Raw genomic sequence first — 17,823 nt, 5'->3', positions numbered from 1 at the left:
CATCATGACTATGGATAAACTATTCCGTCTGGACGGCAAGGTGGCTTTGGTCACCGGCGCCACCCACGGAATCGGCTTTGCCATCGCGCAGGCGCTGGCACAAGCCGGAGCGAAAATCGCCTTTAACGGCCACAGCCCGGTCCGGCTGAAAGAGGCGGAGGACAAATACCGCGCGGAGGGAATCAACGCCAAGGGCTACCTCTGCGACGTGACGGATGAAGATGCCGTTGGAAACATGGTGGCCGCGATTGCAAAGGATCTTGGCCCTGTGGACATCCTGGTAAACAACGCCGGCATCATCAAGCGGGTTCCCATGACCGAAATGACCGCCGCCGAGTTCCGTCAGGTGGTGGATGTGGATTTGAACGCGCCGTTCATCGTGTCCAAGGCCGTTCTGCCCGGCATGATCGAAAAGGGCCACGGAAAGATCATCAACATCTGCTCCATGATGAGTGAGCTGGGCCGGGAGACTGTCTCTGCCTACGCCGCCGCCAAGGGCGGACTGAAGATGCTGACCCGCAACATCTGCTCTGAATTTGGCGAGGCCAACATTCAGTGCAACGGCATCGGCCCCGGCTATATTGCCACCTCCCAGACCGCGCCCCTGCGGGAGCGGCAGGCGGACGGCAGCCGCCATCCCTTTGACCAGTTCATCATCTCCAAGACTCCTGCGGGCCGCTGGGGAACCGTGGAGGATCTGATGGGTCCGGCGGTATTTCTGGCCTCCGATGCGTCTGATTTCGTCAACGGCCATGTGCTGTATGTAGACGGCGGAATTCTGGCCTATATCGGCAAGCAGCCCTGAGGGAGAAACTCAGATGGAAAAGAGAATTTTAACCGCCGGGGAACCCATGGGCCTGTTTATTGCCCAAGAGGAAGCCCGGCTTGAAAATGTGCGCCATTTCAGCACCTCCGTGGCAGGGGCCGAGTTCAATGTGGCGGTGGGTCTGACCCGGCTGGGCCACAAGGTCGGCTACCTCAGCAAGGTGGGAAACGACCCCTTCGGCCGCCAGATCGTCAACTGCATGAATGAAAACGGCATTGACACCTCCCTCACCAAAATTGACCCGGACAACCGCACCGGCTTTATGCTCAAGAGCAAGACCAGTCAGGGCGATCCGGACATCTATTATTACCGCAAGGGTTCCGCCGCCTCTACCCTCAGTCCCGAGGATCTGACGGGACTGGACATAACCGCGTGGGACGCTTTGCATCTCACCGGCATCCTCCCCGCCGTGTCGGAAATGGCGCGCGCCGCCGTATTTGAACTGATCCGGGCGGCAAAGGCGGCGGGCATCCCCGTCTTCTTTGACCCCAACCTCCGTCCGCAGCTGTGGCCCAGCCAAGAGATGATGGTGAAAACCATCAACGAATTGGCCTCCATGGCAGACTATGTCCTCCCCGGAGAAAACGAAGGGAAGACACTCTGCGGCAGCGCCGACCCAGAAACCATCGGAAACTTTTACCTAAGTCTCGGTTCCGGCGCGGTCATCGTTAAAACCGGCGCCAGCGGTGCGGACACCTATACGAAAACAGGCTCCTTTCACACAGATGCCTATCCCCCCGATCAGATCGTGGACACCGTGGGCGCGGGAGACGGATTTGCAGCCGGAGTCATCAGCGGCGTGATGGAGGGGCTTTCCATGGAGGAGGCCGTTCAGCGGGGCAGCGCCATCGGCACCATCCAGATTATGCACGTCAGCGACAACGAGGGTCTGCCCACCCGCGAGGAGCTGAATCGCTTTATGAACACCCACCGGCAAGGAGGGAAACGCGTATGACCCCAGAAGAAATCCTCTATCAGGTTGGCATCGTGCCCGTCATCAAAATGGACGACGCGGCCCACGCCGTGCCGCTGGCAAAAGCGCTTGCAAAGGGCGGTCTTCCTGCTGCGGAAATCACCTTCCGCAGTGCTGCGGCGGCGGACTCCATTCGGGCCATCGCCAAGGGCTGCCCGGAGTTGTTCGTCTGCGCAGGAACGGTGTTGACGCCGCAGCAGGCACAAGAGGCCGTGGACGCCGGAGCAAAGGCGGTCATCAGTCCCGGTACCAATTTAGAAACCGTACGCTGGTGCGTGAAAAACGGCGTTCCAGTGATTCCCGGCTGTGCCACCCCCTCTGAAGTGGAGAGCAACATGCGGGAGGGATTGAAGCTGGTAAAACTGTTTCCCGCCGAGGTGGTGGGCGGTACCGCCATGCTCAAAGCACTGGCAGGCCCCTACGCCGCCATGAAATTTATGCCCACTGGCGGCGTCAAGCCCGGCAATGTGCAGGATTATCTGCGCCTTGCCAATGTAACGGCCTGCGGCGGCACATGGATTGTTCCCGGAGAGTTGCTGTCCGGGGAAAATTTTGATAAAATCGAACAGCTGGCGCGGGAAGCCGCGATCCTTCGCGATCAGGTACGCTGAGAAGAAAAACAGGAGGCCGCAATGGAAGAACTGGGAAACCGGGAAGATGTGTATCGGCAGATTCTGCCGTTATTCGAGTCCGACTGGCTGAAGGCCTGCGCCTTTGGCGAGGAGTTTCGCAACGAATGGAAGCGCGTGCTGCGCGGAGCTGCCCGAAACGATCAGCCGTATTCCCCAGAGACGCCGGAGGCGGTCTTTCCTGTAACCCATAGCTTTCAAGGTGTCCCCTTCACATTTCATTTCGATCAGAAACGGCTGTACGGCTGGTACTGCGAGGACTGCAAACTGAAGGAGCGGCGGGTGTTTCAGCCCCGGGAGCTGACTCGCAGCGGAGCGGACGGCTCGGTGGGTATTGGGCAGTCCAAGCTGCATTGGGACGCCGACGCACCTGAACCGGCGGTGCCGGAGGAGGGAAAGGAGATCATTGCCTGTTCCCTTCCCGGCTTTCCGCCGCCGCTGTGGGTGGTCTATGGGAACCGTCGTGTAGAGGGTGGTTTCCACGGATTTTTAAAACCAACCAAGCTCCGCGTTCTGCTGATTCAGGCGGAGTTTGCTCCCGCGTTTCTTGGCAGCGCTTTTGAGGTGTGTCTCTATCTTTTTTGGATGGATTGCTGTATTTTGATGGAGAATCAATCCAAACTGAAACCGGACAGCCTGCGTCCACTGCTGCATATTTTCCGCCGCCCTTCCATGCTCACATTGAAGGGGCTGGTGTGAGCCGCCGCCCGGCGGGAGGAAGGTGTCTTTCTTCCGGGCGCGGCAGAGTCCTTTGCCCGAACAAGGGCAGCTGGCGGGTTAAAATAAAACACAAAAAAATTAAAAATATTTGAAAAATCACTTGCATATTCTGTAACGATGTGCTATTCTAAATAAGCTGATTTGCAGCAAGTGATATCCGGGTGTAGCGCAGTTGGTAGCGCACTTGACTGGGGGTCAAGGGGTCGTGAGTTCAAGTCTCGCCACTCGGACCATGCAGAGTGTCCTTATAGGATCTGAGGATCTTATTAAGGGCACTTCGCTTTTTTATACGCAAAATTGAATCAAGCGGTTTGTGCCGGGGCGTAGTTGACAGCTACGCCCTTTCTTGTTTCCATGAGGATGTCGGCCTCGGGGATTTTCCGGCGATCTGGCACATCAAACGCGCCGATGCAGTTGTAGAAATTTGTGACCCGCTGGGTGGCAACGCCGTCCTCGTCCTTTTCGGCATGATACACTTCAATGTGGTCGATCAGCTCCGTCACCATAGGCGTACTTTCTTTTGCAATCAGGTGTCCGCACAAGATGGGACGTATGCACATAGTATGGACTATTCTTACAGACTATGAAGGTAAGGAGTAGCTTATGGTAAGTTTATCTTTGATACATGTTTTATATCTGGCGCTTATTGTGATTTTTCTGGTGGTCATGGCTTGTAAAAAAAGCATTGTGATTCCATGTGCTCTTGGCATCGTCCTACTTGGCGCAATCGTAACCAGAAGCCCAATTGGTGCCATTCAGGCCCTGTTTAACGCGTTAGTCTGGGCAGGTTCCGAGTTCTTGGGAATCATTGTGGTCATCGCACTGGTGGTGGCCATGAGCCGGTCCCTCAGCTCCATTGGGGCGGATCGGCTGTTAATTTCTTCGCTGAAACATCGGATGGGAGGACCCAGATCGGCTTTCTTTATTCTCGGTTTTGTGATGTTTGCCGTATCCATCTGTGTATGGCCATCCCCCGCTGTGGCGCTGGTGGGCACGCTTCTTCTGCCCATGGCTGTAAAAACTGGGATGCCCGTTCTTTGGGCGGCAGTTGTTATGAACATATTTGGACACGGTATGGCTCTGTCCGGCGACTTTTTTATTCAGGGTGCGCCTACAATTACCGCCAAAGCGGCCGGTTCGGATGTTGGAACTTTGATGTCCCAGTCGGTGCTGCTGTGGAGTGTTATGTGTGTGGTAACGGCGGCAGTGGCCTTTTTCTGCTACTGCCGGGATATGCGAACCTCCCCGGTGCAGGCCGTTGATATGGCTGCGGTACAAATGAAGCCTGTGGGGAAGTTTGCACCGCTGATGGCCGTGCTGACGCCAATCGTTTATTTGGGGAATATTGCCGTCATGCTGGTATTTAAGCTTCAGGGCGGTGATGCAACAGCACTGGTCGGCGGATCTGCATTACTTTTGCTGGTGTTGTGCGCTTGTCTGGATAACGGTGTCTCTCACGCCTTTGACGATGTGGGAGATTACCTAAAAGAGGGCTTTGGCTTCAGCATAAAAATCTTTGCCCCGGTCATTGTCATTGGCGGTTTCTTTTTCTTGGGCGGTGAAGGCGGCAGTCAGGCAGTATTTGGCAGTCAGATGACAGGAATTTTAAGCGACATTGGCAGGTATATTGCAGAAAATGTTCCTGTCAATCGTTTTTCTGCAATGCTTACGCAAGCTGTGGTAGCGATCGTTACAGGTCTGGATGGTTCCGGCTTTTCAGGATTGCCTATTGTGGGTGCAACGGCCAAAACGTTTGCAGATGCTTTACCGCTGAACAAGGAAGTTCTGGCCTCTATGGGGCAAATCATCACCATCTGGGTCGGCGGTGGCACCCTGATACCGTGGGCGGTTGTTCCGGTTGCTGCCATTTGTGATGTCAGTCCGGCGGAACTGGTTCGTAAAAACTTTATCCCGGTGGTCTGCGGATTAGTGTCTGTTGCGGTTGTAACGCTTTTCCTATTGTAATCCTGTTAAATAGCATTCAAAAGATAGGTTCAAAGAAAATAACAGATAAAGATGCACGCGGTCATGGCAAGAATAAACGGGGTAACCGTAATCTGCGCTTATCCTTTATTTTTTAACGGTTCAGCTGATACCGGCATATCTACTACATTTTCAAAGCAAATCAAAGATATAGAAACCGCCGCAGCTATATGCTGCGGCGGTTTTTGATTAGTTAGCGCATCGGTAAGAATTTAGCGGTCAGCGTCAAAACATCCGCACCGGCAGCAGAGACGACGCTCCACGCGCAAGCGTTACGCTGGCGGATGGTATGGATAATGTTGCCCGAAGTGTGTTGATAACCATCTGTCGCAATTCAAAAGTGGGTTACAAAATACAGGCATCCTTAAAATACGAGTGGCCCGCCTGAAGGAATCTATGTTATGCCGACATCGGGAGTTAATGACTTGCTTAATCGAGCGAATGGTTCGCTTTCTCTTTTTAATTGCCTCCCATTTCGTTTCAGCAAAAGCAAAAGCCTGGAACCATAACGGCTCCAGGCTTTTTCAACGTGATGGGGAGTCCCGTGCTCTCCTCGTTCTCAAAAGAGGAATCCGTACAGCCCCACCGCTTGGGCGGGGCTGTCCCAAACTAGGCCACCCAGTTCCCGATTCGCATTATACGCGCTTTTTGTGGGCTGTTACGGCCAGCACCAGCAGCATCAGCACCACACCGAACGGAAGCGCCAGCCATGTGGGAATGCCTGCCGCAGACAAAACTCCCGCCGCGATGTAGGTCACGCAGCTCACTGCCGCCGCCGTCAGAGCGTAGGGCAGCTGGGTGGAGACGTGATTCACATGGTCGCACTGCGCTCCGGCAGAGGCCATGATGGTGGTGTCGGAGATAGGCGAACAATGGTCACCGCACACCGCGCCCGCCATGCAGGCAGAGACGCACACAATCGCCAGCGGATTCCCGCCGTCCAGCGGAAACACGCTGAGTACGATGGGAATCAGGATACCGAAGGTACCCCAAGACGTGCCGGTGGCAAAGGCCAAAAAGCACCCGATTACAAACACGATGGCAGGCAGCAGAATCTGAAACCCGGTGGCGGAGTTCTTCACCACAGCGGCAACAAACTCCCGCGCGCCCAAAGAGTCGGTCATGGCCTTCAAGCTCCAAGCAAAGGTGAGAATCATAATGGCGGGAACCATGGCCTTAAAGCCCTCGGGGATGCAATCCATCATTTCCTTGAACTTCATCCGGTCGCGGGCAAAATAGAACACCACGGTAAACGCCAGACCAAAGGCACTTCCCAGCAGCAATCCCACAGAGGCGTCAGACCCCGAGAAGGCATCCACAAAACTGGCGCCGGAGAAGAAGCCGCCGGAATAGATCATGCCGATTACGCAGAACACAACCAGCACCACGATGGGCGCCACCAAATCCAGCACAGTTCCGTTTTCCGCTGCGGCACCCTCGTCTGCCTCGGCGTAAGGGTTCTTGCCGGAGAAGAGATCGCCCTTTGCGGCATTGGCCTCGTGGGCGGCCATGGGACCAAAATCCACTTTCATCACGACCAGCCCCACCATCATCACAATGGTCAGCAGCGCGTAGTAGTTATACGGGATAGCCCGAATAAACAGGGCAAGACCCGATCCATCATCCACAAATCCGCTAACCGCGGCAGCCCAAGAGGAAATGGGCGCAATGATACACACCGGCGCGGCGGTGGCGTCAATCAAATAGGCCAGCTTGGCCCGGGAAACCTGATGGCTGTCCGTCACAGGACGCATCACGCTGCCCACGGTGAGGCAGTTGAAATAGTCGTCAATAAAGATCAAAATACCCAGCACAATCGTGGCCAGCTGCGCACCCACCCGGGTCTTGATATTTTTCGCGGCCCAGCGGCCAAAGGCGGCGGAGCCGCCCGCCCGGTTCATCAGGCACACCATGGCCCCCAGAATCACCAGAAATGCCAGAATACCCACATTGTACCCGTCGGACAAGACGGAAACGATGCCGTCCTGAAACACATGGGTGACCGTTCCCTCGAACGCAAAACCGGACCACAGCAGTCCGCCGGTTAAAATGCCAAGGAAAAGGGAGGAATAAACCTCTTTGGTAACGAGTGCCAGCCCGATGGCCACTACCGGCGGCAGAAGCGACCAGATCGTCTGGTAAAACTGGGGCGCCGCCCCAGTTCCCTCTTCGGCCGCAAGTGCCGGGACTGCCAGCAGGACCAGCACCACAACAGCCAGTCCCGCCGCCGCTCCCACCCGGCGCGTCTTGTTTTTCATGAAACCCCTCCAAAAAAATAAAGTCATGACGTTCCGTCATGACTTCATACATTTGGAGTGTACGAATCACGACAGCGCTCCGCCCCGATTAGGGGGCGACAGTCCGGCGGATGTTCTCCGACGGCCCGACTCCGTCTCCCGTCAGGCCACGGAAGGCGAAACCTCGGCGGCAGTCCCTTTCCCGTCCCCATCGGCCTGTGTTGGGGGGACGCTACTCTTGGCTGCCGCGCCTCTATCATGCAATACGCATTATTATAGCAAATTCCCTATGATTGTCAACCGTTGACGTAAAAAAACGCTGCTTCCGCTATTTTCCGCTTTTATTTTACATGGGAAAGCAGTTCTCCCACCCGGGACTCCCCGTATACAGGAATACCGTTTGCCTCCAGCAGTTCCGCTGTCACACCGTCCCCTGCGGTAAGGCCGCTGAAAAAGGTTCCGTCGTGGATGATTCCTCTTCCACAGGAGGGGCTGCGCTCCTTCAGCACCGCCGCCTCGCAGCCGTATTTCCGGGCCAGCTCCAGCGTGACCTCCGCGCCCCGGCGGAATTGGGCCGTCACATCCCCACCCTCTCGGGTGAAAACACCCTCTCCCCGGCGCTCTGCGGGCAGGCGGGGTGTGGAAAGTCCCCCCAGCTGCTCGGGGCAGACGGGAATGCAGGTGTGCTGTTTCAACAGCGCCTCCATCTCCGGGCAGGACTTTGACGCCCCGTCATATCGGCAGGGAACGCCCAAAAGGCACGCGGAAACCAACAATTTCATCCCGTTCACTTTCCCCTCTGCTGCTCTTCGATGGCCCGCCGCTCCTTTTGCAGCTCTGCAAACAGCGCAATGCCATCCCATTCCTGATTCCACGCGGTCAGCACCGCTTTGTAGCACTCCGGACCGATCCCGGCCCGCCGCAAAGCGGGCAGAATTTCGTCCACCTGCGCGTCCATGTCGCAGAAAATCATCATCCGGCCTCCCAGCTTCCCGGAGAACACGCCCTCCCGGGCGGGACGGGTCTTCCGCCCCACCAACGCGCCGATGGGCGTGCGCCAGCCGTCATGCCAAATGGGCTTCACCTCCGCTTGAAACGGACCGGCGGCAGCCTTCACCGCCAGAATATCGGTCAGTTCCTCAAAGCCATAGAGCAAAATTGTTCCCGCCATCTCGATTCCTCCCCGGCGTTTTAAAATTGATAATTCCAAATATCCAGCTTCTGCCCGTCCCGGCAAAAGCTGCCGGGCTGACTGCCGATGCGCTGAAAGCCCAAATTGTTTAATATCCGCACACTGGCGGCGTTTTCTTCCACTGCGTCTGCCAGTACAACTGCGTCCGGCTGCCGGCGAAGCAGCGCCGCCAGCGCCATCCGGGCGGCGGACAGGCCCACGCCCCGTCCCCATACCTCCGGTAAAAGCTGATAGAAAAAGCCAAACCTACCGGCTTCCACCGGCGGACAACCGGCAATCCCCGCAAACCGTCCGCTCTCTAAAACAGCGAACACCGTGGGCGACGGAAGCGCCGCCTGCGCCGCCAGCAAGCGGGAAAGCCGCTCGTTTGCCTCTGCCGGACCGCAAGGCGCAGAAACGTTGGTATAGCGGATCACTTCTTCGCTTCCCCAAAGCTCCGCCAGCCCCGCCAGATGATCCCTAGACAGCGGCTCAATGGTCAGACCCGTGGACAGCGGTTTCCCATTCAAGGCCGCCTCCGCCAATCGTTCCCCCTCGTAGCGCAGCTTCAGGGAGAAAAAGGGCGCGTTGGATTCCAGCAGGTCCAAAAAAATACGGTCGCCCTGCCATAGCGGGAGCCCCCGCAGCGCCTGCTTTTCGATCCACTGCAAATCTCCTTCGTCACAGACAATCTGCTCCCCCGTCCAATCGGTGGCAGTGAACAGGTGCATGTACTCCCCTTCCCAAGTGTCGGAGAGGAAGGTGACAATGCCCCGATAGCGCCAAGCGGTCAGCGTCAGACCGGTTTCCTCCCGCGTTTCCCGCAGAGCGCACTCCTCCGGTGTCTCGCCGTCTAAAAACTTCCCGCCCACGCCGATCCATTTATCGTGATTCAGGTCGTTTTTCTTTTTTACGCGGTGGAGCATCAGGTATTGGTTCCCCCGCTCCAGATAACACAAAGTGGTGTTCAGCACAGCCGGTTCCCTCCATAAGTATTTTTTACACTGCACCATCGGCGCGTGCGCCGTTATGGTATGTTTTTTTAATTGTAGGTATAATAACCGCTCTGCGGTTATTATACCCGGTTTTTTGCAAATGGCAAGCGCGGCGCGGAACGGCCCCACCATTGTCCGGCGAATTGCCCGTCCCGCGCCGCGCGCGAAAAGCATTTTCAGGTTTTGTACTGGCAATCAGGCGTTTTTCCGGTAGAAGCAGTTGCCCACCAGCATAAACGCCGCGTAAACCGCCAGATAGTAAAATACCTTTACACCGTATCCGGCGAAGGCAGCGTACACCATGAACAAGCAGCCGCAAAGGCCCAGTGCGGGCATCACGAACCGTTTGAAGCCGTTCAGATCACGCTCCTTACGCATAAACTGGATGAACATGATGACGTACATGCCGTACAGCGTGATGATGGGCAGCTCTGAGGAATCGAAGCAAAACGGCCCAAACCAGCCTGCCGTCAAATTTGCCCCGTAGAAATACAGCAGCCAGAACGCGGCGAAGGCCAAGGACAAAATGGCGGAATTGTTGGGCATATTGGTCACCGGGTCCACCTGCTTAAACAGCTCCGGCTTCGGCCCCTCGCCTCGGGCGGCCAGTGCGTAAAAGCTGCGGCAGTTGGAGAGCATCAGCCCGTTCAGCGTCCCCATACAGGAAATCACGATCAGGACGAACACCACCGTGCCCGCAGCCCCGCCGAACACCCGCTGGAAGGCCATCTTTGCGGCGGCCTCGCCGCTGGCCATCAATTCCTCGGTCGTCACCGCGCCGTTCAGCCCGATGTAATAGAGGATATAGGTCGCCACCACGATGAAGGACCCCAGCACCAGTGCCCGGGGCAGGTTTTTCTTGGCGTCCCGCAGCTCCGCATTGATGGAGGTGGCCAAAATCCAGCCCTCATAGGCAAAGGCCACCGCCACGGTGGATTTCATCAGTCCCGTACCCGCCGAAACGGTGCCGGAGGAGATTGTGGCAAAGTTCTGGACCATCTGACCGTTGCTAAGGCCCACGATGGTTCCCACCACCGCCATCAGCAGCAGCGGCACCATTTTGATGATCGTGGTGGACACCTGAATTTTTCCTGCGATGCGGGGAGACAGGGCGTTGAGCGCATAATCCACGCACAAGAGGAAGCAGGCCAGCACCAAACAGGACCCGCCGGTAATGTCCCAGCCCATCAGCACGGAGAAATATCGCGCGGATACCCACGCCAGCACGCTGGTCAGGGCCGGGGTGTAAATCGTGGCCATAAACCAGCCGATCAGATACGCATACCGGCTCCCCACCGTGGCCTCGGCATAGTCCACCAAGCCGTTGACCTTTTCATACCGGGTGGCCATGGTGGCAAACACGTACGAGCAGACAATCATGATCGCGCCCACGATCAGCCACGCCAAAATGCCCAGCGGCATGTTGCCGCCGGTTTCGACCAGAACCGCCTCCGCCTTAAAGAACACGCCGGAGCCGATTACAATGCCCACCACCATGCAGATGGCCGTGGGCAGGCCGTACTTTTTTTCCAGTCCGTTTTCCATCGTTTTCCCTCACTCATTCACTTTAAAGTGGTACATTATTGCACAACACTTTTTGCTGATTCTACCAGATGTTTGTGCAATTTACAAGGTTTTTTCATAATTAGAAGAATTTTCTCCCTTGCAATTGGAACCACGGCCCGCAAGCGGCGGTGGGACGCCTAATTTCGTCGCAACTGTCCCCCTTGCCCACTCTCCGCTTAGAAATCCAATGAACGGCCTGCGTCTGCTCCGCAGCGGGCAGGAAATTTGTGAAAAATTGAATGTTTCTTTTGAATTATAGAAATGGATATAGTATAATGTGATGATAGCGTATAGTTTTGCTTCTGCCTGCGGACACGCGGAATGGGAGCTGACGATTTAAGGGACAAAGGAGGTCGTGGAGCTTGGAAGAGACATACGCAGTAGAAATGCTGAATATCACCAAGCGGTTCCCCGGCATTATTGCCAACGACAACATTACTCTGCAACTGAAAAAGGGAGAAATTCACGCGCTGTTGGGAGAAAACGGAGCAGGAAAATCCACGCTGATGAGCGTTCTGTTCGGTCTGTACCGGCCGGAGGAGGGTTCTATCCGCATGAACGGCAACGAGGTTTCCATCAAAGACCCCAACGACGCAAACGCGCTTGGGATCGGCATGGTCCACCAGCACTTCAAGCTGGTGGAGTGCTTTACCGTTCTGGATAACATCATTATGGGTGTGGAGCCCTGCAAGCACGGCTTTCTGCAAAAGGCGGAAGCCCGGAAAAAAGTGGTCGAGCTGTCGGACAAGTATGGCCTGAAGGTGGACCCTGACGCAAGAATCGAGAACATCTCCGTGGGTATGCAGCAGCGGACCGAGATTTTGAAGATGCTGTATCGGGAAAATGAAATTCTGATTTTCGACGAGCCCACCGCCGTCCTGACTCCGCAGGAAATCGACGAGCTGATGGAGATCATGCGGGGATTGAAGGCCGAGGGCAAAAGCATCCTCTTCATCACCCATAAGCTCAATGAGATTATGTCCGTGGCGGACCGGTGTACCGTTTTGCGCAAGGGAAAGTATAAGGGTACCGTGGACGTGGCGCAGACCACAAAGGAAGAACTCAGCCGCCTGATGGTGGGCCGGGATGTGGAGTTTGTGGTTCACAAGAAGGAACTGGCCCCCGGTGAGGTGGTTTTGGACGTGAAAGACGTGACCGTCGCGTCAAAGATGCACAAAAACAATGCGGTCAAGGATGTCAGCTTTCAGGTTCGGGCGGGGGAAATCGTGTGCCTCGCCGGAATTGAGGGCAACGGGCAGTCCGAATTTGTCTATGCTCTGACGGGTCTTGTGAAGCCCACCGCCGGAACGTTTACCCTGCGGGGCGTGGACATGACCCGGGACTCCATCCGGGAGCGGTCCAAGCTGGGTCTGAGCCATATTCCCGAGGATCGGCACAAACACGGACTGGTGCTGGATTACTCGCTGGAGCAGAATCTGGTGCTGGAAAATTACTGGAAACAGGAGTTCCAGAACCACGGCTTTATCCGCTTCAAGGCCGTCCGGGACTATGCGGAGCGGCTGATCGAGCAGTATGATATCCGCTCCGGACAGGGCCCCGTCACCGTGGCCCGCTCCATGTCCGGCGGCAACCAGCAAAAGGCCATCGTGGCCCGGGAGATTGACAAGGACCCGGAGCTGCTGGTGGCGGTGCAGCCCACCCGTGGATTGGACGTGGGAGCCATCGAATATATCCATCGGCAGATTGTTGCCCAGCGGGACGCGGGGAAAGCGGTTTTACTGGTCAGCTTAGAGCTGGACGAGGTTATGAGCCTGTCCGACCGCATCCTCGTCATGTACGAGGGGGAAATCGTGGGCGAGTTGAATCCCAAAACCACCACCACGGAAGAAATGGGCCTTTACATGGCCGGAGCCAAGCGAAAGGAGGCGGTGTGACATGGAAGAGGCAAAAAAGCGTTCTCCGCTGATGCGCAATTCCGCGGCCCAGTCGCTGCTGGCCTCCCTGCTGTGCATTCTGATCGGTCTGCTGGTGGGATACATCGTTCTGCTCATTATCAATCCCGCAGGCGCGGGAAAGGCCATCGCCACCATTGTCAAAAACTTTCTCTACTATCCCAGCCAGACAGCTCAGTTGAAATATCTGGGAAACACGCTGGTGAAGACTGCTCCCCTGCTGCTGTGCAGCCTGTCGGTGCTGTTCGCCTATAAGGTGGGCCTTTTCAACATCGGCGCGGCGGGACAGTATGTGGTGGGTGCGGGCGCGTCGCTGTACTGCGCGCTGGCGCTGAAAATGCCTTGGTATCTCTGCCTGCTGGCCGCCATTTTGGCCGGGGCGCTGCTGGGCGCGCTGTCCGGCGTTTTAAAGGCCTACTGCAATGTGAACGAGGTTATCTCCTGCATCATGCTGAACTGGATCAGCCTGTATCTGGTAAACACCCTGCTCACGAATGTAAAGGAATCCGCCAGTCCCTATACCATGACGCTGATCAGCACCAACTCCGGCGCTCTGATTCCCAGCATGGGGCTTGGAAACCTGTTTAGCAGCAATCAGTATGTCACCATTGCCATTCCTTTGGCTGTGATCGTCACACTTATCATCTGGGTTCTTCTGGAAAAGACGAAGCTGGGCTATGAGCTGAAAGCCACCGGCTTCAATAAGGACGCCGCCCAGTACTGCGGCATGAAGGAAAAGCGGAACATCATCCTGACGATGGCCATCGCGGGCGCCCTAGCCGGTATGGCGGCTGCGCTGCTGTATCAAACCGGGTTCGAGCAGTGGTCCTGCACCCAGTCGGCGGTTCCGGCCATGGGCTTTAACGGCATCGCCGCGGCATTCTTGGGCGGTCTGAACCCCATCGGAACCATTTTCTCCTCCTATTTTATTCAGCACATTACCTCCGGCGGCGCTTATGTGGACAAGACCATGTATTCCTCTCAGATTTCCGATTTCATTTCCGCCCTCATCATCTATCTGTGCGGTTTTGTGCTGTTCTTTAAATTCGCGCTGAACAACCGGCTGGACCGCCGGGCAGAGCGGGAGAATAAAGCGGCTCAAGCCGCGGCGCCGAAGGAAGGGGGCGATCAGTAATGGGACTGCTGCTGCAATATACGCTGATCTTCGCCTCCGTCCTTGTTCTGGTGGCCCTCGGCGGGTGCTTCTCAGAGCACTCCGGCGTTATCAACATCGGCTTGGAGGGCATCATGGTTATGGGCGCTCTGGGCGGAGCGCTGATGCTCCATTTTTTGCCCGCCGGCACCTCAGCTTTCATGATGGTGCTGCTGACCGTTTTGGCGGCTGTGGCGCTGGGCGCGGTATACTCGCTTTTGCTGGCGGTCGCCGCTGTCAGCTTCAAGGCGGATCAAACCATCGTGGGAACAGCCATGAACCTGCTGGGCACTGCCGCGGCTACCGTCTTCGTCAAGGCGATGAACACCGCCGCCGATCCCAACAACGTGTCCTCCACCATTCAATACATCGCCGCGAAAAAAGCGTTTCTGGTCAACTTAGGCGGCTTTGAGTTCAACTGGTTCATGCTTTTGGCCGCCATTGCGCTGGTGTGCTCCTATGTGCTGTTGTACAAGACCCGGTTCGGTCTGCGGCTGATGGCCTGCGGCGAGCATCCGCAGGCAGCGGACAGTGTGGGCATCAACGTCTACAAAATGCGGTACGCGGGCGTGTTGATCTCCGGCGTGCTGGGCGGCCTCGGCGGCATCGTTTACATCACCGCCGGCGTCAGCGAATGGAAATTTGAAAACGGCGTGGCAGGCTTTGGCTTTCTGGCACTGGCCGTCATGATTTTCGGTCAGTGGAAGCCCACCCGCATCGCACTCGCGGCGCTGCTGTTTGGACTGTTCCGGGCGTTGAGCAATGTCTACACCGGCTTTGATTTCCTGACGGCGTTGAATCTCCCCAGCAGCGTGTACAACATGCTCCCCTACCTCATCTCTCTGGTAGTGCTGGCGTTTACATCCAGCAAGTCTCGCGCACCCAAGGCGGAGGGAATTCCCTACGACAAGGGCCAGCGGTAACCCCAGCGCACCGACCTCAATGAAAAACGCGGGGCCTTTTCCTTTGGAAAAGGCCCCGCGTTCTTATATGATTGAAAAGCAGTTCAGTGGGAGTCGTTGTCCAACTCACGTACCCTCGCACAACCGCCACTTCAGCCCCGAATACCGCCGCTGGCGGCGGTCGTTTCCCGCCATAGCGGAAACGGCGGAATCGTCTCCCACCACGATCAAAAGCTCCCGCGCCCGGGTCAGTGCGGTGTACAGCACTCCGCGCACCATCAGCGCCGCGGCGGCGGGCATCGCGGTGAGCACCACGGCCCGGTATTCGCTGCCCTGAGCCTTGTGAACCGTCTGGGCATAGGCCAGATCAATCTCGGAGAGCTGGTCGGCGGCATAGGTGGAAGTCCGGTCGTCAAAGCTCACCCGCAGCCACTCGCCGCTGGGATCGATCTCCTCAACGCGACCCACATCGCCGTTGAAAATCCCGGTGCCCACGGTTCCATCCGCCTTTTCCCACACCACGTCGTAATCGTTCCGGGTCTGCATGATGCGGTCCCCTTCCCGAAAGATCTTTTCTCCCCACTGGCGCTGGCACTTGTCCGGGGCGGGGGGATTCAAAGCCGCCTGTAAAAGCCGGTTCAGGTTTTCCGTGCCGCATTCGCCCTTTCGGGTGGGGGATAAAACCTGAATCTGGTCTGCCGGAACGCCCATCTTCTCCGGCAGGCGGGTTTTGCACAGCTCCACCACGGTATTCACCGCCCGGTCGGCGCTGCGGCGGCACATGAAGAAAAAGTCGTTCTGGTCGTTGACAAACCGGGGCGGCTGCCCCAGATTTACCGCATGGGCATTGCGGATAATGGCGGACTGCTCCGCCTGACGGAAGACCTCCCGCAGGAAGACGGTTTCCACCCGTTTGCTGCGGATCAGGTCGGAAAATACGTTTCCCGCCCCCACGGAGGGCAGCTGATCCGCATCCCCCACTAGCACCAGCCGGGTGCCGGGACGCAGCGCCCGCAGCAGCGCGGCAAACAGAGACATGTCCACCATGCTCATCTCGTCCACAATCACCGCGTCGGCTTCCAGCGGCTCCTTTTCACATTTGACAAAGGATGCCTCCCGGGTGTTTTCGTTCCATGTGACACCCAGCAGCCGGTGGATGGTCTGGGCCTCCAGTCCGCCGCAAAGCTCGCTCATGCGCTTGGCCGCCCGACCGGTAGGGGCCGCCAGCACCACGTCCAGTCCCATTCGCTGAAACAGGGCCACGATGCCCCGAACCGTGGTGGTCTTGCCGGTGCCGGGGCCGCCGGTCAGGATCAGCACGCCCGTCCGCGCCGCAAGGGCCACGGCTTGACGCTGCTGGTCGGCGTAGGTGATGCCCTGCGCGGTCTCAATCTCGGTGATGACCTTGTCCACTTGGCGGCCCTGATCCGCATCCACGGACAGCAGAACCCGCAGCCGGGCCACGGCCCCGGCTTCCGCTTCCCACAGTCGGCGCAGATAGCAGGCGGACACATTGGCCACCTGCTCCTGCACCACTGCGCCCCGGGCGATCAAATCGTCCAGCGCTTTTTCCACCAGATCGTCTTCGCAGTTCAAAAGCTGCACGGTGGCGGCGGTCAGCTTTGTCCGGGGAAGAAACACATGCCCATTGCCCTCGTTGTGGTTCAGTTCAAAAATCACCGCCGCCTGAAGCCGCGCGTCGCTGTCGGCGGCAATGCCAAGGCTCATGGCGATCTCGTCCGTGGCGGAAAAGGGAACGCCGCACTCGTCTGCGGAGAGGAGATAAGGATTGGCCCGCACCACGTCCAGCGCCGCATCACCATACATTTTTCGCAGCAGGATTGCAAGGTTCGGCGCCAGTTCGTATTGGGCGAGAAAAGCCATCAGCCGCCGCAGCCCCATCTGCTGGCGAAAGCTCTCGCCGATCTGCTGGGCCTTTTTCGCGGTAATTCCCCGGAGCGTGGTAAGCCTTTCCGGTTCCTGTTCCAGCACATCCAGCGTCCGCTCCCCAAAGCGGTCCACAATGGCCCGCGCGGTGGCGGGGCCCACGCCCTTGCACACGCCGGAGGAGAGATAGTTGAAAATCTCGTCCACATCCTCCGGCAGCCGCCGCTCCAGTTCCAGCGCCTTCAGCTGCTCTCCGTGCTGCGGGTGCGTCTCCCACACGCCGCTGACCGTCAGGTGTTCGCCGGGGGCCACACAGGGGATGCAGCCCACCACCGTGTGCAGCTCCCCCTCCTCCGTCACCAAGCGCAGGACGGTATAGCCGTTTTCGGCGTTTTGAAAAATGAGGCTATGTACCGTGCCGTCCAGGCAGCAGAGTTCGTCCATGCTGTTTCGTCTTCCTTTTTCTTTATGTTTTCATTGAAATTTTACGTCTTCCGGATTCACCAGTTCCACGTTTGTCCTCCGACAGCAGAAATACTCCGCCGTCTGCCGCGCCTCATCACTCATGCCGCAGTCCACCAGCAGAATTTTCACCAGCGGCAGCGTGTGTCGGGTCCGCAGCAATTCCCTCAGATCGGATTCAAGGCCAAGCGCGTCGTCCCGCAGGGGAAGCACCAGCCGCACCTCCGGATTGCGGCACTTGCCGGAGAGAAAGGCCCCCGCCATGAGCCAAACACAGGCCGTCAGCCCGACGGCAGACAAAAACGCGATGGCCCCATCCTGGATGAGTTCCATAAGATCACCTCAGGACAGTGTATGCAAAGCGGGCGGCGGCGGTCAATCCCTCGGCTGCTTCGGTTTTTCCGCA

General features: G+C 57.3%; 16 protein-coding genes, 1 tRNA gene and 1 riboswitch. Of the genes, 9 read left to right on the top strand and 8 right to left on the bottom strand.

Annotated elements, in window-relative coordinates:
* The first annotated feature begins 4 nt into the window (after positions 1 to 4).
* The 5 genes from ON16_RS15695 (at position 5) to ON16_RS14185 (ending at position 3,381) form a co-directional block, all read left to right on the top strand.
* Positions 5 to 805: a gluconate 5-dehydrogenase gene (locus tag ON16_RS15695; RefSeq protein ID WP_040664056.1), complete on the top strand. Its 801-nt coding sequence runs from the start codon at positions 5 to 7 to the stop codon at positions 803 to 805.
* 13 nt (positions 806 to 818) lie between these two features.
* Complete coding sequence (locus ON16_RS14200) at positions 819 to 1,781, top strand: sugar kinase (RefSeq protein WP_040664054.1); 963 nt, start codon at positions 819 to 821, stop codon at positions 1,779 to 1,781.
* Positions 1,778 to 2,410, top strand: a complete 633-nt coding sequence (locus tag ON16_RS14195) for a bifunctional 4-hydroxy-2-oxoglutarate aldolase/2-dehydro-3-deoxy-phosphogluconate aldolase (RefSeq protein ID WP_040664051.1) — start codon at positions 1,778 to 1,780, stop codon at positions 2,408 to 2,410. The genes ON16_RS14200 and ON16_RS14195 overlap by 4 nt, the downstream gene beginning before the upstream one ends.
* A 21-nt stretch (positions 2,411 to 2,431) precedes the next feature.
* Positions 2,432 to 3,127: a hypothetical protein gene (locus ON16_RS14190; protein ID WP_040664048.1), complete on the top strand. Its 696-nt coding sequence runs from the start codon at positions 2,432 to 2,434 to the stop codon at positions 3,125 to 3,127.
* Between the two features lie 178 nt (positions 3,128 to 3,305).
* Positions 3,306 to 3,381: transfer RNA gene (locus tag ON16_RS14185), tRNA-Pro, on the top strand.
* A 69-nt stretch (positions 3,382 to 3,450) separates the two neighbouring features.
* Here ON16_RS14185 and ON16_RS14180 read toward each other — a convergent pair.
* Entirely contained in the window at positions 3,451 to 3,654 is a 204-nt protein-coding gene (locus tag ON16_RS14180; protein WP_040664045.1) for a DUF4368 domain-containing protein, read from the bottom strand.
* A 97-nt stretch (positions 3,655 to 3,751) separates the two neighbouring features.
* Here ON16_RS14180 and ON16_RS14175 point away from each other — a divergent pair, with 97 nt between their 5' ends.
* Positions 3,752 to 5,113: a hypothetical protein gene (locus ON16_RS14175; protein WP_040664042.1), complete on the top strand. Its 1,362-nt coding sequence runs from the start codon at positions 3,752 to 3,754 to the stop codon at positions 5,111 to 5,113.
* Positions 5,114 to 5,766: 653 nt separating this feature from the next.
* Here the strand turns inward: ON16_RS14175 and ON16_RS14170 are convergent.
* The 5 genes from ON16_RS14170 to ON16_RS14150 all read right to left on the bottom strand — a co-directional run bounded on the left by ON16_RS14170 (position 5,767) and on the right by ON16_RS14150 (position 11,079).
* Complete coding sequence (locus tag ON16_RS14170; RefSeq protein WP_040664038.1) at positions 5,767 to 7,389, bottom strand: Na+/H+ antiporter NhaC family protein; 1,623 nt, start codon at positions 7,387 to 7,389, stop codon at positions 5,767 to 5,769.
* 64 nt (positions 7,390 to 7,453) lie between these two features.
* Positions 7,454 to 7,632, bottom strand: a riboswitch (Lysine riboswitch).
* A gap of 77 nt (positions 7,633 to 7,709) precedes the next feature.
* Positions 7,710 to 8,150, bottom strand: a complete 441-nt coding sequence (locus ON16_RS14165) for a 2-thiouracil desulfurase family protein (RefSeq protein WP_040664035.1) — start codon at positions 8,148 to 8,150, stop codon at positions 7,710 to 7,712.
* A gap of 5 nt (positions 8,151 to 8,155) precedes the next feature.
* On the bottom strand, positions 8,156 to 8,539 hold the full coding sequence (locus tag ON16_RS15185) for a DUF3783 domain-containing protein (RefSeq protein WP_051131800.1): 384 nt from the start codon (positions 8,537 to 8,539) through the stop codon (positions 8,156 to 8,158).
* A gap of 20 nt (positions 8,540 to 8,559) precedes the next feature.
* Positions 8,560 to 9,513, bottom strand: coding sequence for a GNAT family N-acetyltransferase (locus tag ON16_RS16370; protein WP_369384319.1), 954 nt, complete (start codon positions 9,511 to 9,513; stop codon positions 8,560 to 8,562).
* A gap of 216 nt (positions 9,514 to 9,729) precedes the next feature.
* Positions 9,730 to 11,079: an APC family permease gene (locus ON16_RS14150; RefSeq protein WP_040664032.1), complete on the bottom strand. Its 1,350-nt coding sequence runs from the start codon at positions 11,077 to 11,079 to the stop codon at positions 9,730 to 9,732.
* A 407-nt stretch (positions 11,080 to 11,486) separates the two neighbouring features.
* Between ON16_RS14150 and ON16_RS14145 the strand changes: the two genes are divergently transcribed.
* From ON16_RS14145 to ON16_RS14135, 3 genes are read left to right on the top strand one after another with little or no spacing between them, the layout of a single operon-like run.
* Positions 11,487 to 12,995 carry an ABC transporter ATP-binding protein gene (locus ON16_RS14145; protein ID WP_040664299.1) on the top strand — a complete coding sequence of 503 codons (1,509 nt, stop codon included), beginning with the start codon at positions 11,487 to 11,489 and terminating at the stop codon, positions 12,993 to 12,995.
* 1 nt (position 12,996) lies between these two features.
* A complete protein-coding gene (locus tag ON16_RS14140; protein ID WP_040664029.1) occupies positions 12,997 to 14,148 on the top strand; it encodes an ABC transporter permease in 1,152 nt (383 codons plus the stop codon).
* Positions 14,148 to 15,089 (top strand): ABC transporter permease, encoded by a 942-nt coding sequence (locus tag ON16_RS14135; protein WP_040664026.1) that lies wholly within the window; start codon positions 14,148 to 14,150, stop codon positions 15,087 to 15,089. Before ON16_RS14140 ends, ON16_RS14135 begins: the two co-directional genes overlap by 1 nt.
* 105 nt (positions 15,090 to 15,194) lie before the next feature.
* On the opposite strand, the gene recD2 is transcribed toward ON16_RS14135, so the two are convergent.
* Together recD2 and ON16_RS14125 are read right to left on the bottom strand one after the other, a co-directional pair.
* Positions 15,195 to 17,399: an SF1B family DNA helicase RecD2 gene (gene recD2, locus ON16_RS14130; RefSeq protein ID WP_040664023.1), complete on the bottom strand. Its 2,205-nt coding sequence runs from the start codon at positions 17,397 to 17,399 to the stop codon at positions 15,195 to 15,197.
* Positions 17,400 to 17,429: 30 nt separating this feature from the next.
* Positions 17,430 to 17,750 carry a hypothetical protein gene (locus ON16_RS14125; RefSeq protein ID WP_040664020.1) on the bottom strand — a complete coding sequence of 107 codons (321 nt, stop codon included), beginning with the start codon at positions 17,748 to 17,750 and terminating at the stop codon, positions 17,430 to 17,432.
* Between the last annotated feature and the right edge of the window lie 73 nt (positions 17,751 to 17,823).

This window comes from Oscillibacter ruminantium GH1, assembly GCF_000307265.1.
GTDB classification, from domain to species: Bacteria; Bacillota; Clostridia; order Oscillospirales; family Oscillospiraceae; genus Oscillibacter; species Oscillibacter ruminantium.
This window is presented reverse-complemented; position numbering and strand designations above follow the sequence as displayed.

What these genes read in the sequence shown, in the direction of transcription:
- ON16_RS15695 (WP_040664056.1), top strand. Translation starts at nt 5, where the DNA reads ATGACTATGGATAAACTATTCCGTCTGGACGGCAAGGTGGCTTTGGTC.
- ON16_RS14200 (WP_040664054.1), top strand. Translation starts at nt 819, where the DNA reads ATGGAAAAGAGAATTTTAACCGCCGGGGAACCCATGGGCCTGTTTATT.
- ON16_RS14195 (WP_040664051.1), top strand. Translation starts at nt 1,778, where the DNA reads ATGACCCCAGAAGAAATCCTCTATCAGGTTGGCATCGTGCCCGTCATC.
- ON16_RS14190 (WP_040664048.1), top strand. Translation starts at nt 2,432, where the DNA reads ATGGAAGAACTGGGAAACCGGGAAGATGTGTATCGGCAGATTCTGCCG.
- ON16_RS14180 (WP_040664045.1), bottom strand. Translation starts at nt 3,654, where the DNA reads ATGGTGACGGAGCTGATCGACCACATTGAAGTGTATCATGCCGAAAAG.
- ON16_RS14175 (WP_040664042.1), top strand. Translation starts at nt 3,752, where the DNA reads ATGGTAAGTTTATCTTTGATACATGTTTTATATCTGGCGCTTATTGTG.
- ON16_RS14170 (WP_040664038.1), bottom strand. Translation starts at nt 7,389, where the DNA reads ATGAAAAACAAGACGCGCCGGGTGGGAGCGGCGGCGGGACTGGCTGTT.
- ON16_RS14165 (WP_040664035.1), bottom strand. Translation starts at nt 8,150, where the DNA reads ATGAAATTGTTGGTTTCCGCGTGCCTTTTGGGCGTTCCCTGCCGATAT.
- ON16_RS15185 (WP_051131800.1), bottom strand. Translation starts at nt 8,539, where the DNA reads ATGGCGGGAACAATTTTGCTCTATGGCTTTGAGGAACTGACCGATATT.
- ON16_RS14150 (WP_040664032.1), bottom strand. Translation starts at nt 11,079, where the DNA reads ATGGAAAACGGACTGGAAAAAAAGTACGGCCTGCCCACGGCCATCTGC.
- ON16_RS14145 (WP_040664299.1), top strand. Translation starts at nt 11,487, where the DNA reads ATGCTGAATATCACCAAGCGGTTCCCCGGCATTATTGCCAACGACAAC.
- ON16_RS14140 (WP_040664029.1), top strand. Translation starts at nt 12,997, where the DNA reads ATGGAAGAGGCAAAAAAGCGTTCTCCGCTGATGCGCAATTCCGCGGCC.
- ON16_RS14135 (WP_040664026.1), top strand. Translation starts at nt 14,148, where the DNA reads ATGGGACTGCTGCTGCAATATACGCTGATCTTCGCCTCCGTCCTTGTT.
- recD2 (WP_040664023.1), bottom strand. Translation starts at nt 17,399, where the DNA reads ATGGACGAACTCTGCTGCCTGGACGGCACGGTACATAGCCTCATTTTT.
- ON16_RS14125 (WP_040664020.1), bottom strand. Translation starts at nt 17,750, where the DNA reads ATGGAACTCATCCAGGATGGGGCCATCGCGTTTTTGTCTGCCGTCGGG.